Annotated in this window: 10 protein-coding genes; 8 read left to right on the forward strand and 2 right to left on the reverse strand. The window is 48.2% G+C overall.

Annotation, left to right across the window (positions count from 1 at the left end; translation table 11 throughout):
- Positions 1–335: 335 nt before the first annotated feature.
- The 4 genes from abc-f (at position 336) to JNUCC31_RS24180 (ending at position 9,105) form a co-directional block, all read left to right on the forward strand.
- Positions 336–2,228: a ribosomal protection-like ABC-F family protein gene (gene abc-f / locus JNUCC31_RS24165; protein ID WP_192265474.1), complete on the forward strand. Its 1,893-nt coding sequence runs from the start codon at positions 336–338 to the stop codon at positions 2,226–2,228.
- Between the two features lie 457 nt (positions 2,229–2,685).
- Positions 2,686–3,720 carry a phenylalanine--tRNA ligase subunit alpha gene (gene pheS / locus JNUCC31_RS24170; RefSeq protein WP_192265476.1) on the forward strand — a complete coding sequence of 345 codons (1,035 nt, stop codon included), beginning with the start codon at positions 2,686–2,688 and terminating at the stop codon, positions 3,718–3,720.
- A 72-nt stretch (positions 3,721–3,792) separates the two neighbouring features.
- Entirely contained in the window at positions 3,793–6,246 is a 2,454-nt protein-coding gene (gene pheT / locus JNUCC31_RS24175) for a phenylalanine--tRNA ligase subunit beta (protein WP_192265478.1), read from the forward strand.
- A 138-nt stretch (positions 6,247–6,384) separates the two neighbouring features.
- On the forward strand, positions 6,385–9,105 hold the full coding sequence (locus JNUCC31_RS24180; protein ID WP_192265479.1) for a cell division protein ZapA: 2,721 nt from the start codon (positions 6,385–6,387) through the stop codon (positions 9,103–9,105).
- A gap of 105 nt (positions 9,106–9,210) precedes the next feature.
- Here JNUCC31_RS24180 and JNUCC31_RS24185 read toward each other — a convergent pair whose 3' ends face one another.
- Both JNUCC31_RS24185 and JNUCC31_RS24190 read right to left on the reverse strand, forming a co-directional pair.
- Complete coding sequence (locus JNUCC31_RS24185; RefSeq protein WP_416234328.1) at positions 9,211–9,597, reverse strand: cupredoxin domain-containing protein; 387 nt, start codon at positions 9,595–9,597, stop codon at positions 9,211–9,213.
- A gap of 210 nt (positions 9,598–9,807) precedes the next feature.
- Complete coding sequence (locus JNUCC31_RS24190) at positions 9,808–10,173, reverse strand: phage holin family protein (RefSeq protein WP_192265480.1); 366 nt, start codon at positions 10,171–10,173, stop codon at positions 9,808–9,810.
- Positions 10,174–10,359: 186 nt separating this feature from the next.
- On the opposite strand from JNUCC31_RS24190, the gene JNUCC31_RS24195 reads away from it, so the two are divergent.
- The 4 genes from JNUCC31_RS24195 to JNUCC31_RS24210 all read left to right on the forward strand — a co-directional run bounded on the left by JNUCC31_RS24195 (position 10,360) and on the right by JNUCC31_RS24210 (position 15,253).
- Positions 10,360–12,729 (forward strand): endonuclease MutS2, encoded by a 2,370-nt coding sequence (locus tag JNUCC31_RS24195; RefSeq protein ID WP_192265481.1) that lies wholly within the window; start codon positions 10,360–10,362, stop codon positions 12,727–12,729.
- A 71-nt stretch (positions 12,730–12,800) separates the two neighbouring features.
- Entirely contained in the window at positions 12,801–13,220 is a 420-nt protein-coding gene (locus tag JNUCC31_RS24200) for a DUF350 domain-containing protein (RefSeq protein ID WP_228469226.1), read from the forward strand.
- Between the two features lie 119 nt (positions 13,221–13,339).
- Entirely contained in the window at positions 13,340–13,906 is a 567-nt protein-coding gene (locus JNUCC31_RS24205; protein WP_192265482.1) for a hypothetical protein, read from the forward strand.
- 129 nt (positions 13,907–14,035) lie between these two features.
- On the forward strand, positions 14,036–15,253 hold the full coding sequence (locus JNUCC31_RS24210; protein WP_192265483.1) for an MFS transporter: 1,218 nt from the start codon (positions 14,036–14,038) through the stop codon (positions 15,251–15,253).
- Positions 15,254–15,302: the final 49 nt, after the last annotated feature.

The following is a 15,302-nucleotide window of genomic DNA, read 5'->3' on the forward strand; positions in this document are numbered from 1 at the left end:
AAATCGATACTACACATGAATGAGAGGTAACCATACGTCCCATGAAGTAAAACACATGAATTGAACCCCAGTAACTGCAGAGAGTGTATTGACGCAGTCAGCCAGAGCGGCTGAGCAATGAGGGGATTCGTGTGTCTAAATTCAGCTATGGGATCAGGTATGGAGACAGGCAGGCTGTTCTGGCTTAGCTCGTGTGTACCCTTTTAAGGGTTCTTTGTTCATACCGAGGGGTATCTTATGCTTGTTTTTTGACGCTTTATTCAATCCTGAATTGCCAGACCGCCGGCTGATGCCAGCGGTTTTTTTATTTTGAATTGCAGGAAGGATGAGGCCTCATGATGACAATGGTACGCCTACATGAAGTATCAAAAGAGTGGAACGGAAATGAGTTGTTCGCAGGATTGAATCTGGAAATAAATGAAGGCGAGCGGCTCGCCATTCTGGGTCGTAACGGGTGTGGCAAGACTACCTTATTACGCATCATTCTTGGAGAAGAAGAGGGTGGTGGACGCATCGAACGCCACGTTCCGCAGCAGGAGTGGGGGTTCATGCGCCAGCGCTCCATGATCGAACCCGACATCAATGTGCTGGATGCCGTCCGTCAGGAAAGTGGACAGATCTACCAGGTGAAGCGTGACCTGGAAGAACTGGAACAACGTATGGGCGAGGGTGAAGCGGCAGATGAGAAGTCATTACTGGCAGCATACACAATAGCAATGGAACAATATGAGCAATTGAACGGGTATATGTGGGAGACGGAGGTAGAGAAGGTACTGACACGTCTGGGGTTAACGTCGGAACATTGGAGTCGGCCGTATCATTCTTTGAGTGGTGGGCAAAAAACAAAGGCTCGTCTCGCAGGATTGCTGGTCAGTAAACCGAAATTTCTTATTCTGGATGAACCGACGAATCATCTGGATGAAGAGAGCATGCGCTGGCTTGAGGAATGGCTATCCACCTATGCCGGAACCTTGTTGTTTGTCTCTCATGACCGGACCTTTATTGATCAGGTAGCAACGGGCGTCGTCGAGTTCAGCCCGGATGCCCTGACCAAATATAAGGGCGGCTATACAGATTATAAGGGCCACAAGGAACGCGAATGGCGTGAGCAGGAAGCGACCTATCGCAAGCAGGAACTGGAGCGGAAAGCGCTCGAAGAGACGATCCGCAATTACCAGCAGTGGTTTCATCAGGCTCATAATTCAGCGACCGATGTGGAGGTCAAAATCACTCAGAGCTTCTATAAAGCCAAGGCCAACAAGAATATTTCCCGCTACCATGCCAAACAGAAACAACTGGAGCGCCTGGAGAAAGAACGGGTGGATAAACCTCGTGAAGCTGCCAAATTAAACATGGAACTGCAGGTAAATACACTGGCTGCCCGTCAGCTCCTTGCATTGGAAGACGTTAGCTTTGCTTATCCAGGAAGCTCGACATTGCTTCACAATATCCGGATTGCGGTCGAACGTGGAGATCGTCTTGCCGTACGTGGTCCGAATGGTACAGGCAAGACGACACTGCTCAAACTGATGATTGGAGAGCTGCAACCATCCCAGGGCAAAGTGACACGCCATCCGCAGCTGAAGATCGGTTATTTTTCGCAAGAGCTTGAGGGGTTACCGGAAAGTGAGACACTTCTGGACAGTTTGCTCCGTCTTCCATCCATGACCCAAAGTGCTGCACGTACCATTCTGGGATGCTTTTTATTCTCAAGAGATGATGTGTTCAAGCGTATTGGGGATTTGAGTATGGGAGAGAAGTGCAGAGTTGCATTCCTGCGGTTGTATTTCGGGGGATCTAACGTGCTGGTATTGGATGAACCGACGAATTATCTGGATATTGACACGCAGGAAGTGATGGAGAATATATTGAAGCAGGCATCCGGTGCGCTGGTGCTCGTATCCCATGACCGTATGCTGACCAAAGTACTCGCCAATCGCTTGCTTGATCTGGAGCCGGGCGGGAAGGCTACGCTGTTCGAAGGTGGAGTGGAGGATTGGGAGCAATCCACCAAACTGCGAGAGTCCGCCCTTGAGGTTCGGGAATCAGATGATGAACGGCTCCGGCTTGAAATGCGGTTGTCCGAGTTGTTATCTCCCATGAACAGTGCGGGTAAGGATGTATCAACAAAGCCTGATGATGCAGTCAAACGGGCGGCTGAGGTTGCCGAGGTTCGTGAAATTCAGCGTCGTTTGAACCAGTTGCATGAACTGCGAAAACAAAAGTAATGGATGGATGAGGCAAAATCATCTCATTTTTGGGCATAACGTTTAATCACGCAGCTTTACAGCTTGCTATTTCGAGTGATTTTGCATATAATAATGGACGATCATCAGTAAATTTGAAGGTTTTTCTAACATGCAAACGTGATGATGGAGACAAGTAAGCAGTGCCTCTGGACAGGGAGGAAACGCCGTAGATTGAGAGCGTTTCTGTAGAACTAGGCTGCTGAAATTCACTCCGGAGCGGTTCCCTGAACCATATCTTGCGATTCATCGCTGGAGTTAGTAGGGGCTGACGGTTAACGGTCGTTATCCCGTATAGAGTGAGGCAAACATGTTGCAGGCCGGAAGGGCCGGGCAGCACTGAATGTCTAACAAGGGTGGTACCACGGTCTTTTCGTCCCTTCAGGGGAGAGAAGGCCTTTTTTTGTTGCAATAAACCACATAAAGGGGGCATTTACACATGAAAGAACGTTTGGAGGCATTAAAGATCGAAGCGCTGGAACAACTGTCTGTCGTGAAGGATCCACAGACGCTGAGTGATCTGCGTGTAAAGTATTTGGGGAAGAAGGGTGCATTGACCGAGATATTGCGCGGTATGGGTGCGCTTAGTGCAGAGGAACGTCCGGTGATTGGCCAGGTGGCCAATGATGTTCGCGGCGCGATTGAAGAAGTGATTGACAGCAAGCAGGAGCAGTTCCAAAAGGAAGAGACGGCGAAACGTCTACAATCCGAGAAGATTGATGTGACCCTGCCGGGACGTCGCGGACGTCAGGGCGGACTGCATCCATTGACCAAAGTGGTACAGGAAATCGAAGATATTTTCATTGGTATGGGATACCGGGTAGCGGAAGGCCCTGAGGTTGAAATGGATTATTACAACTTCGAAGCACTGAATCTGCCGAAGAACCACCCGGCACGTGATATGCAGGATTCCTTCTATGTAACAGAAGACCTGTTGATGCGCACACATACGTCACCGGTTCAGGTTCGTACCATGCAAAGCATGAAAGGCGATGTGCCTGTTAAAGTCATCTGCCCGGGTAAAGTATACCGTCGTGACGATGATGATGCGACGCATTCGTTCCAGTTCAATCAGGTTGAGGGTCTGGTCATTAGCGAGAATATTCGCATGAGCGACTTGAAGGGAACTTTGCTGCAATTCGTACGCGAAATGTTCGGTGCACATACCGAAATCCGTCTCCGTCCAAGCTTCTTCCCGTTCACTGAGCCAAGTGCGGAAGTGGATGTCACTTGCGTACAATGCGGTGGCAGTGGTTGCCGGGTATGTAAACAGACGGGCTGGCTTGAGATCTTAGGCGGCGGTATGGTTCACCCGAAAGTGCTCGAGATGGGCGGTTATGATCCGGCGAAATACAGTGGGTTTGCATTCGGAATGGGCGTAGAGCGTATTGCCATGCTGAAATATGGCATTGATGACATTCGTCATTTCTACAACAGTGATATGGCGTTCCTGAAACAATTCGGACGACTGTAATTACCGAAGTAGCATACTGGGCGAACGCCCTTCATTTGCAACACCAATTTATAGATTAGGAAGTGAACGTCCATGAGAGTATCGACAGATTGGCTGTCTGATTATATCGCGCTGGAAGGCGTAGAGCCGCAAGAGCTGGCTGAGAAAATGACCCGTGCGGGTATTGAGATTGATGTAGTGGAGAACCGGAACCAGGGTGTGAACAACGTGGTTGTCGGTTACGTGAAGAGCAAGGAGAAGCACCCTGACGCTGACAAGCTGAATGTATGTGTGATTGATGCCGGTCAGGAAGAAGATCTGCAAATCGTGTGTGGTGCGAAAAATGTGGATGCCGGTCAAAAGGTAGTCGTTGCCCTGGTCGGAGCAAAGCTCCCTGGTGGACTCGATATCAAAAAAGCCAAGCTGCGGGGCGTCGTATCCCTTGGCATGATCTGCTCTGCGAAAGAACTGGGCATGAACGACAAGTTGCTGCCGAAGGACCAGCAGGAAGGCATTCTCGTTCTGCCAGAACAGACGGAGATTGGCACGCCAATCAGTCAGGTTCTTGGTCTTGATGATTATGTGCTTGAACTGGACCTGACGCCAAATCGTTCCGACTGTCTCAGTATGCGTGGAGCGGCTTATGAAGTTGGTGCCATCCTGGGTCGTGAAGTGAAGCTGCCTGATCCAAAAGAGCAATTGGTGGAAATCAGTGATGCGGCTGCGAATCATATTTCGGTTGAGATTACCGCTACGGAACAATGCAGTCACTATGCGGCCCGTTATGTAACGGGAATTAAGCTTGGAGCTTCCCCGCAATGGATGCAAAACCGCTTGATGGCCGCTGGTATCCGTCCGATCAATAACATCGTGGATATTACGAACTATGTCATGCTGGAATACGGTCAGCCGCTGCATGCTTTTGATGCAGATAAGCTGGAGAAGGGTCATATTGAAGTCCGGATGGCCAAGGAAGGCGAAACGATCGTGACGCTGGATAGCCAGGAACGTAAACTGGAGCCGCATATGCTGCTTATTACGGATGGCGTGAAACCGGTAGCCATCGCGGGTGTTATGGGTGGCGAGAATTCCGAGGTAACGGAAACTACAGTGAATCTGTTGCTGGAATCCGCCAAGTTCGATGGCGGAACCGTTCGGAAAACGTCGCGCCAACTGGGGCTGCGTTCCGAAGCAAGCATGCGTTTTGAGAAGGAAGTCGATCCGGCTGCTGTCATTACGGCGTTGAACCGTGCGGCTGAATTGATTCAGCGTTATGCAGAAGGCGAAGTTCACCAAGGGATTGTGGAAGCGGGAACAGAGGCTGCGGATAAACGTGTTGTGCAGCTGTCGCTGGATAAACTGAATCGTTATCTGGGAACCGATTTGTCTCTGCTTGAAGTGAAAACCATTTTCGCTCGTTTGCACTTTGCGTGTGGTGATGCGCAGCAGGGTCTGCTTGATGTAGAAGTGTCAAGCCGCAGAGGGGATATTACACTTGATGTGGATCTGTTTGAAGAGATTGCACGTTTGTACGGATATGACAATATTCCAACCACATTGATCGAAGGGCCGACAACACCAGGTGCTTACACACCATCCCAGGCAATGCGACGTACCATTCGTGGTCTGTTTGCAGGCAGCGGCTGGCAGGAAATGATCAGTTATTCGTTCGTTCACCCGGACAACGTATCTTTGTTCCCCGCTTTGACAGAAGGCAGTCAAGCGGTGAAGCTGGCTATGCCAATGAGTGAGGATCGAAGTGTGCTCCGCAAGAGCATTTTACCGCAAATGCTGGATGCAGCAGTGTACAATATGAATCGCAAGGCAGATTCACTGGCTGTGTTCGAAGTGGGCAGTGTGTTTTTCACCGAAGAAGAGAAACTGACCAAACAGCCACACGAGATTCCAGTGTTGAGCTTGTTGCTTACGGGAAATCGTGCATCTCAGCAGTGGAATGTGGGAGCAGAAAAAGTGGACTTCTTCGATCTGAAAGGTGCACTTGAGAACCTCTTCGCCTACGTGGGTCTGGAGCAACGTATTCGTCTGGTGGCGAACAGCCCTGAAGGATTCCACCCGGGACGTTCTGCATCTGTTTATTTGGAAGCAAAAGACGGCGGTGAAGGCAAATTGATCGGTACGATGGGTCAATTGCATCCTGAGCTGCAACAGCAATATGATCTGAACGACGTGTACCTCGCCGAGATTGGACTTGAAGCGATCTATAGCGAAGCGGATGCGGACATCCGTTATCGTGAACTTCCACGTTTCCCGGCGGTTGAGCGGGATGTTGCCGTGGTTGTTAGCAAAGATATCGAAGCAGGAGATATGCTGCGTGCCATTCGTGAATCGGCGGGTGAGCTGCTGCAAACGGTACAGGTATTTGATGTGTTCACAGGCAGCAAGCTGGGTGATGACAAGAAGAGTGTAGCAATGTCTCTCGTTTATCGCAATCGTGAACGGACTTTGACAGATGAAGAAATTACCGAGGTTCATGCTCGTGTGGTTGCTCGTCTGGAAGAGCAATTCGGAGCCGAATTGCGTAAATAGAACATAAGTCAATTTTTTGAACAAAGATTAGCAGGAATTGCTTGAAGTCACATCGAATCCTTAGCATTAGAGGATCGATGTGACTTTTTTTGTTAAACAGCTTAGAATCAACATACAGACTTGAAGGAGGGCACAACTGTGACTACACCTGATCGTACACGCGTCACCGTAGAGATCTACGGGACTTCCTATAAACTGGTTGGCAGCAGTGCCGACTATATGAAACAAGTAGCTAACCTGGTGGATGAGCGAATGAGCGCTATCTCCAAACATCATTCCCGACTGGATACTCCTCGTATTGCGGTGCTGGCAGCTGTACATATGGCTGAGCAGTCTCTTCAGACTCAGGAAATTCGGAATGAGCTGAAAATGCTGACCGGTGAACGTACCGAACTGAGAAATGAGTTAAATCGGCTGATAGCCATACAAAATGAACATCAGCAGGAATTGGAACGCCGAGACCAAGCTCTGGCTGAAGCAACCAAGCTGAAGAATGAGGCGGAACAGGCCTTTGCAAAGCTTCAGAAGGACCAACAAGCAGAGGTAGCAAAGCTCAAGGCATTACTTGAACAGGAACGAGCTCAGGCAGCAGATCGTGAGCAGAAGCTTCAGGCTCAAGCTGCGGCTCAATTGAAAGCAGCGGAAGAGAAGGGGCAGGCCCGTCTGAAAGAAGCGGAAGAAAAAGCAGCAAATCAACTCAAGAATGCCCAGGCTCAGGCGGCGACCCAGCTGAAGGAAGCGCAGACTCGTTTAGCAACTGAGCTACAGCAGACCCAGGCCAAAGCGATTGCACAATACAAGGAATTGCAGGATAAGACGGCAGCACAACTGAAAGAAGCAGAAGCTCGGGCTGTGGCAGAACGTCAAAAAATTGAGGTTCAGGCTGCAGAGCAGGTACAAGCGGCGAAGGAACAAGCTGAAGCTGCAATTTTGTCTGAATTGGAACAAGCTGAGGTCCAATTGCAAAAAGTTCAGGAAGATGCCCAGCTTCGATATCGTGAACTTCAGTCCGAGATGGAACAGCGTATCCAGCAGGCAGAACAATCTGCTGCAAAGCAAGTTCAAGAACTGACTGACAAGGCAAAGGAAGAACAGACTTTACTGCTGCAGCAAGCGGAGCAGAAGCGACTGGCTGAGATCGAAGAGCTGAATGCAACGTTCAAGGAATCATCCGAACAGGCGGAATTGGAATGGATGGAAAAAGAAGCAGCTTATGAAGAGCAGATTAAACAAATCAATGAAGCGGCTCGGACTCAGGCGGCCGAAGTCGCTGTAACAACGGAGGCTTTGCTGCAAGAGGAACGTAGCAAGCTGAAGCAGCAGTTGGAAGAAGAGCGTAAACGGGCGGAGTCGCGCCTGAAAGATATCGAAGGTCAATTCGTTGAAGCCCGGAAGCAACTCAAGAATGCTCAAGAGGTGATTGCCGATCAAGAACAACAGCTGCTGAACGAGCGAAGCCAAACGGAGACGTTACGCAATGAACAAGCCATACACAAGCAGGAGCAGGATGTTCAGCTTCGTCGAATTACGGAGCTTGAGCAGCAATTGGAACAATTGATAGCAGACAGTGCCCAGTTGCAGGAACAGCTTCGTAACACAGAAGCTGATGTCCAACAGTCCCGGGAAGCGCAGCAGCAATGGAAGCAACAGTATAACGAGACCGTTGAGCGTGAGACTTCTCTGACTGCACAACTGCGCAAAGTACAGGATCAGCACGCCCATCTTGAACAGGAGATCACAAAACTCCGTGAAGCCGAAGTGAAATCCGAGGATGAGCAGCGCAGATTGCACAAAGTGCTTGAACAGGCCCATGCAGCAGTTCGCATATTGCAAAATGAGATCAGTACACTTACCCAAAGTGAGGAATCTTGGAAAGCGCAGGCGGAACAACGTCTGATTGAGATCGGTGAATTGGAAACTCAGGTACTTGAAGCTGCAGAGCAAAATGAGACACTGGAATTGGGAGTGCAGTCCCTTCACGATGAATTGTCTGTGGTTAAAGAAGAGGCTCGTCATGCTGGTGAAGAAACCGAACGTTATATCGCGCGAGCAAGCCTCCTGGAGCAAGAACGAGAAGAACTTAACCATGAAATGAATGAAGTCCGTGCAGAGCTGGACAAGCTGCAGGAAAGTTATAAACAAATCCGTAAGGATTACAGCGATGCACTTCAACGTGAAGAGGACTATAATCGCAAACTGAATGAAATGAGTGAAGAAAAGGAAGAGATTGTACGTGCGCTTGAAGAATCCAGACAGAATGCCAATCAGCTGTCTGAACGGATTAGTGAACAAGGCAGCTTGCTGACTCAAACAGAGGAAGAAGCACTAGAGTGGCAAATCAAGCATGAAGAATTATCTGCCAAACAGGCAGAGCTCTCCTCTCGCCTGCAAGAGCTGACTGCCCGGGAAGTTGAGCTGATTTCCAGAGTGGAACAGGCAGAACAACATGCGGAACAACAAGATCAGGTTTGGCAACGTCGTGCAGATGAATGGGCGGCTCAGGAGCAATCATGGCAGGAACGCTGGGCAGCGCTGGAGAATGAATTGAATCTTTGGCAGAAAGAAAGTGCTGCCAGTGTGGAGAAGGTTGAAGAGCTGGAAAACGAGCGACAGCAGCTTGCACAGCAGCGTAATGAAGCGATCGAAGAAAAGCAGACGATGGAACATGAATTGCTGGAGATCGGTGAGCGGTATGAACTTGCGGCCCATCAGTTGCGTTTACTGCAAGTTGAACGTGAGATGGAGCAGGAGAAGGCGGAGCAGCTGAATACGGATTATCGCCAGTTGCGGGATGAATATACGAAATTGCAGACGGAATATAACGAATGGATTGAATTGATTGAGCAGGATCAGACCTAGCCTGATGATGATGTCATGACTCGAATCCTGCACAGCGCACTCGTGTACAATTTGTTATAATGAAGAAAGAGCTCCCGTCGTTACGGGGGCTCCTTGTCTTGAACACTATTCGTCAACAATAATTTTGGAGATCATACTGCTATGACCACTTCCACAAAAGACGGAACAGGACATTTCGAATTCTCCTGCTTTGTCGGGAGTAATCACTTTGGAACTGTTCTTGGTATCCAGCCGAAGGTTCAGCTCGGGCACAAGAACGCCATGGTTTCCGTTTGTATTTTCATAAACAATCTTAACCGGGACGCCTTTTTTCAAGTGGTATTCAGGCTGGTCGAATTCATAGTTGCTCGCTTTGATGACCAGTTCTTCGCTTGCTGTAACACCCGAATCGGATTCGCCGTTTGATTCTGCGGATTGGCCAGTTCCTCCACATGCAGCAAGGACCAGGATCAACATACAGGCTGCAAGCCATGCTATGCCTCTCTTCATCATGTGCCTCCTTAAAAAGCGTGATATGGATAAAATTTGAATGATTTCTCCAGCCATCATACCGCAAATTGAGGATGCCTGTACACGTTGCCTATGTCGTTTTTTTGAACTTCACATATGCTTGACAAAAAAAACCTCATCAGGCATTTAAGCCATCAGAGGTTTAGGGGAAGCTGGCACAGGATATCGGGGGCTAAATAGGTACAGTGGAGTCTATGCGTGATCTTTAGACCTTCTTCCGGCATCAAAAGGCGTAGAAACCGGAATGAAGAGATCAATGATCCCAATGACCAATGCAGCCAGAACAGCACCAAGCAGACTGACATGCACATGATCTACAACATATTGTCCAATCCAGATTACCAGTGCACTGACGATGAAGCCGACAATACCACGGCCAAAAGGATTTATCCTTTTACCGAAGATGCCTTCAATGATCCAACCGAGAAGGGCGATAACCAGAGCAAGCATCAGAGCACTCCAGAAACCGCCAACGGCGAATCCGGGCACGATCCAGCTGACAACCATCAACACAATTGCGGCGATGATAAATCGCACGACATGTCCCAGAAAATTCATGGTGTTTACCTCCTTTTATTCAGATGGGATTGGGCAGTGGAATCCTGTTAAACGGAGAGGTTGCACAATCCTGACACTTGTAGTTTGCGGCGGCAAGTCCCAAGTTATGTGTGGAAGGATTCGTTAAATAGCGCAAGGGAGTTTCTTTCGTTATAATACAGTTATAGTTTGGAAGGAGTTGTACACTTGGACACGAAAATTTTACACACATTGGAATATCGCAAAATTTTAAATACATTGCAAAGCTTTGCCCAGACTACGATGGGTAAAAAGAAAGCGGATCAACTGGAGCCGATCAGTGAACTGGAAGAAGTGAAGAGACTTCTGCAGCAGACGGATGAAGCCTTTAGGTTTGACCGTCTGAAAGGGTCTCCATCTTTTGGGGGAATTGTAGATATTACCGCTTCCGTCAAACGAGCAGAAATTGGAGGCACGTTGAATCCGCATGAACTTTTGGGGATTTCCAATACTACCTTTGCTGCACGTCGGTTGAAACGCCAGATTGCTGCGCTTCATGACGATGAAAAAGTGGAATCGCTGTTCTATATCAGTGATCAAATATCCGAGCAAAAGACACTTGAAGATGCGATTCGCAATTGTATTGACGATAATGCTGAAGTTTCTGACAGCGCGAGTGTAACGCTGGCGCAGATTCGTCGTGAGCTTCGCGGTGGTGAGGCACGCATTCGCGAGAAGCTGGATTCAATGATTCGTTCTTCTACAGTATCCAAAATGTTACAGGATCAAATCATTACCATTCGTGGCGATCGGTTTGTTATTCCTGTAAAGGCGGAATATCGTTCCTATTTCGGTGGGATTGTGCACGATCAATCCGGTTCGGGTGCAACCCTGTTTATAGAGCCGGAATCCATCGTCGCCATGAACAACAAATTGCGCGAGACCCGGATCCGGGAAGAACGCGAAATTGAAGTGATTTTGCAGAAATTGACGGCTCTTGTCAGTGAACAGGTGGAGTGGCTGTTGTATGATGTCGACCTGTTGGGATCACTTGATTTCATTTTTGCGAAAGCACGCCTTGCACGGGAACTGAAGGCCACATTGCCACGGATGAATGACCGGGGATTCCTTAAGATTAAAAAGGGACGTCATCCGCTGATTTCCATCGAAAATGTGGTGCCTACCGATATTGAACTGGGCAATGAATATACGTCTATCATCGTGACGGGTCCCAATACGGGAGGAAAGACCGTCACGCTCAAAACGATTGGATTGCTGAGCCTCATGGCGATGTCAGGGTTGTTCGTTCCAGCCGAGGATGGCAGCCAACTGTGTGTATTTGATGCGATCTATGCGGATATTGGTGATGAGCAGAGCATTGAACAGAATCTGAGTACGTTTTCCAGCCATATGACGAACATTATTCGGATATTGAAAAATATGACTACCAAAAGCTTGGTCCTCCTTGATGAGGTGGGGGCGGGTACGGACCCGGCCGAAGGCTCTGCACTGGCCATTTCCATTTTGGAGCACATGCACCAGACTGGATGCCGGATGGTAGCTACAACACATTACAGTGAATTGAAAGCTTACGCCTATGAGCGTAAAGGTGTTATTAATGCGAGTATGGAATTTGACGTAAACACACTGAGCCCAACCTATCGGCTTCTTGTCGGTGTGCCTGGGCGGAGTAATGCGTTTGCAATTGCCGAACGATTGGGTTTGCCGGGATACATTCTCAATTATGCGCGTGGTGAAGTGAAGGAAGAAGACCAGCGGGTTGAGCATATGATTGCTTCTCTCGAAGAGAACCGGCTTACGGCTGAGCAGGAACGTGAGCGCGCGGAACTTCTGCGCCAGGATATGGAGAAATTGCGCAGCAGGCATCAAGCGGAACTGGAGAAGCTGGAGCAGCAGCGTGACCGTCGCATAGAAAAAGCAGAAGAAGATGCCCGTTCCATTGTGGACAAGGCGAGAGCAGAGGCTGAGAAGATTATAGCGGATCTTCGCCAGCTTGCCATGGAAGAAGGGGCCTCCGTTAAAGAGCACAAGCTTATAGCTGCTCGGAAACAACTGGATGAAGCCGAACCGGAAAAACGTAAAAAAACGGTTAAGCGCAATGCAACTGCAACCAAGACTCGTGCAATCGGGCCGGGCGATGAAGTTCTCGTTTATAGTTTGAATCAAAAAGGTCACGTAGTCGAGATGTCAGGCACCAAAGAAGCGATAGTACAGTTGGGGATTATGAAAATGAAGGTGTCCCTGAATGATCTTGAATTGCAGCAGTCTGCACCAGCAGAATCCAAACCGAAGCAGAAACCGGTAACGGGCGTGAAACGAACCCGTGATGACAATGTGAAGAGCGAACTGGATCTGCGGGGAACGAATCTGGAAGAAGCCCTGATGGAAACGGATCGTTTTATCGATGAAGCTTTCCTGGCTAATCTGGGTCAGGTTTATATTATTCATGGTAAGGGAACGGGAATTTTACGTTCCGGTATTCAGGATTACCTTCGTAAGCATAGACATATAAAAAGTTACCGGCTGGGCAATTACGGAGAAGGCGGAAACGGTGTAACCGTCGCAGAATTGGAATAGCCCGACCATGAATCAAAGATATCCAGCTGCCTAATCGATTGAGGCAGCTGAATGGGGAAGGGGAACGGTGAGTGAAGGGGACGATTGACCAATTGCTGTCCCATCCCTTGGGGATGGTGCTCGGATTTTTCTCCGTAGCGATTATGGAATTGCTAGTATTTCTCGCTTGCTTCGAACTGGTGACCAAATACAAATGCTGGCATGAGATCAAGAAGGGAAACGTGGCTGTAGCCATGGCTACAGGAGGCAAGATCTTCGGAATCTGTAATGTGCTTCATTTCTGCATCCAGGCCAAATCTTCGGTATATGAAGCCATGACGTGGTCAATTGTAGGATTTGTCCTTCTGCTCATTGCCTATTTTTTATTCGAATTTCTAACACCGGTGTTCTCCATTGACAAGGAGATTGAAGCGGATAACCGGGCTGTTGGATTGATATCCATGATTATTTCCGTCTCGTTGTCATTTGTTATTGGCGCGAGCATCATGTAGGGGGACCGTTGATGAAAATTTTGATACGGATTCTGTTTGCTGCATCCATTGTTTTTTTTGCGATTGGCATCATTTATGTTATGAACACATGATATTAGGAGAGAAAGGTTGATTTAATAATGGAAACAACAGTATGCCCATGGTGCCAAACCGAAATTGTATGGGACGAGGAACTCGGTCCAGAAGAAGAATGCCCTTATTGTCACAATGAACTTAAGGGATATCGTACCTTAAATATCAATATCGGTGATGAAGAGACTGACGATTCCGAGGAAGACATCTATGATGTCGATGATGTAACGGACGATGAACAAACTACGGATCTTGCCGCCCTGTGGGGGAACGAAGTAGAGCTAAAATTGCCTGAGCTTCGTACATTACAGAAGTATGCAGATGAGGGTAATGATCTGATTCAATATGAAGAAGGTGTGGAGAAACAGCTTGATCTGCAAGAAGAAGTGCCAGAATGTCCGCATTGCCGTGAATTTATGATTCTCACAGGTACACAGAAGGCAACGAAGGATAACTTCAATCCTGTTGCTAATGCCGTCTCTGGTGCGAACTCGTTGCTGGATGCACCTTTCTCTGTACAAATGTATGTATGTTCGGGATGTTTCCAGATCCAATATAACCTCTCTGAAGATGATCGTCTCCGCCTGATTCAAAATCTTAGTGTACGGAAATAAAGATTATAATGTGGTTTGAAAATATAAAATTCCGGAAAATTCATCATGTTTTCCTTCTCCTTGGGGTACGTTAACCCTGAGACCTGCCTGTGAAGTACTAGCTTCATGTGGAAATAGGAGGGAGAGCAGATGAAGATTTCTCTAGGCCGACAATCCATTCTGCTACTAGGCGTGAATGGATTGTTTGTGTTAGCTGGAGCTTTGTCAGGGACGTTTCTGAATGTATATCTGTGGAAAAGCCGTCCGGATTATGCCATGCTTGGGTGGTTTACGGTAAGCCAGCAACTTGCACTGGGGCTCACCTTTTGGCTCGCGGGAAAATGGGTCAAGGAACATAATAAAATGAGCGCGTTACGCTTGGGAACCGCCTTGTCGGGCATATTTTACATGCTTGTGTTATGGGCAGGGCCCAAAGCAGTTGACTGGATTTGGCCCCTGGGAATTTTGCTCGGATGTGCGCTTGGATTGTTCTGGATAGCGTTCAACGTCGTGTACTTTGAAGTGACGGATCGGGAGAACAGGGACTTGTTCAATGGTTGGGTGGGCCTCTTGGGTTCCATGACAGGCATTATTGGCCCATGGTTCTCTGGTTTTGTTATTTCCCGTATGGCAGATAACTCAGGGTATCGCCTTATCTTTACAGTGTCGCTGGTGATCTATGTGATTGCTGTGGTGTTCAGCTTTTTTCTGAAAAAGAGAAAGGTCAGTGGCACCTACCGATGGTCCGAACCATGGCGACAGTTAGCGGCGAAGGATAGTGCTTGGAGGCCCGTAGGTGTGGGACTGTGTGCACAAGGTGCACGTGAAGGAGTCTTTGCCTTTCTGATCGCCCTGCTCGTCTATGTTGCTACAGAGCAGGAGTATAAGCTTGGTCAGTTTTCTTTGATCACTTCAGCGGTAGCACTGGTGAGCTACTGGGCAGCAGGCAAATGGTTTCAGCCACAATATAGATCCAAAGGGATGTTTATTGGAGCATTATTGTTATTCGTGGTATTGATTCCACTGTTATGGAAAGTCAGTTACGGTACGCTTTTAATTATGGGAATCGGGTCTGCTTTGTCGATGCCATTGTATATGCTGCCCATGATATCCGCAGGATTCGACTTGATGGGGACAAGTGGTGAAAATGTGGAGAAAAGAGTCGAACTTGTCGTATTAAGGGAGCTGTGTTTGATGGTTGGTCGTTTACTGGGCCTTGCTTTATTTATCATCACAGTCATGAATGGTCCTTCATTACAAACGTTAACTTGGCTTATAGTGTCTTTGGGATCTTTCCCGCTAATCGGTTGGATTTTCATGCGCAAAATACTTGTGCAAACACAGCATGCAAAACGGTCTGAGCCATGATAAAAAGGGTACAGTGCAGAAGTGGAATTTCTGTATTGTACCCTTTATT

This window comes from Paenibacillus sp. JNUCC-31, from assembly GCF_014844075.1.
Lineage (GTDB): Bacteria > Bacillota > Bacilli > Paenibacillales > Paenibacillaceae > Paenibacillus.

What these genes read in the sequence shown, in the direction of transcription:
- JNUCC31_RS24185 (WP_416234328.1), bottom strand. Translation starts at nt 9,597, where the DNA reads ATGATGAAGAGAGGCATAGCATGGCTTGCAGCCTGTATGTTGATCCTG.
- pheT (WP_192265478.1), top strand. Translation starts at nt 3,793, where the DNA reads ATGAGAGTATCGACAGATTGGCTGTCTGATTATATCGCGCTGGAAGGC.
- JNUCC31_RS24205 (WP_192265482.1), top strand. Translation starts at nt 13,340, where the DNA reads ATGGAAACAACAGTATGCCCATGGTGCCAAACCGAAATTGTATGGGAC.
- JNUCC31_RS24210 (WP_192265483.1), top strand. Translation starts at nt 14,036, where the DNA reads ATGAAGATTTCTCTAGGCCGACAATCCATTCTGCTACTAGGCGTGAAT.
- abc-f (WP_192265474.1), top strand. Translation starts at nt 336, where the DNA reads ATGATGACAATGGTACGCCTACATGAAGTATCAAAAGAGTGGAACGGA.
- pheS (WP_192265476.1), top strand. Translation starts at nt 2,686, where the DNA reads ATGAAAGAACGTTTGGAGGCATTAAAGATCGAAGCGCTGGAACAACTG.
- JNUCC31_RS24190 (WP_192265480.1), bottom strand. Translation starts at nt 10,173, where the DNA reads ATGAATTTTCTGGGACATGTCGTGCGATTTATCATCGCCGCAATTGTG.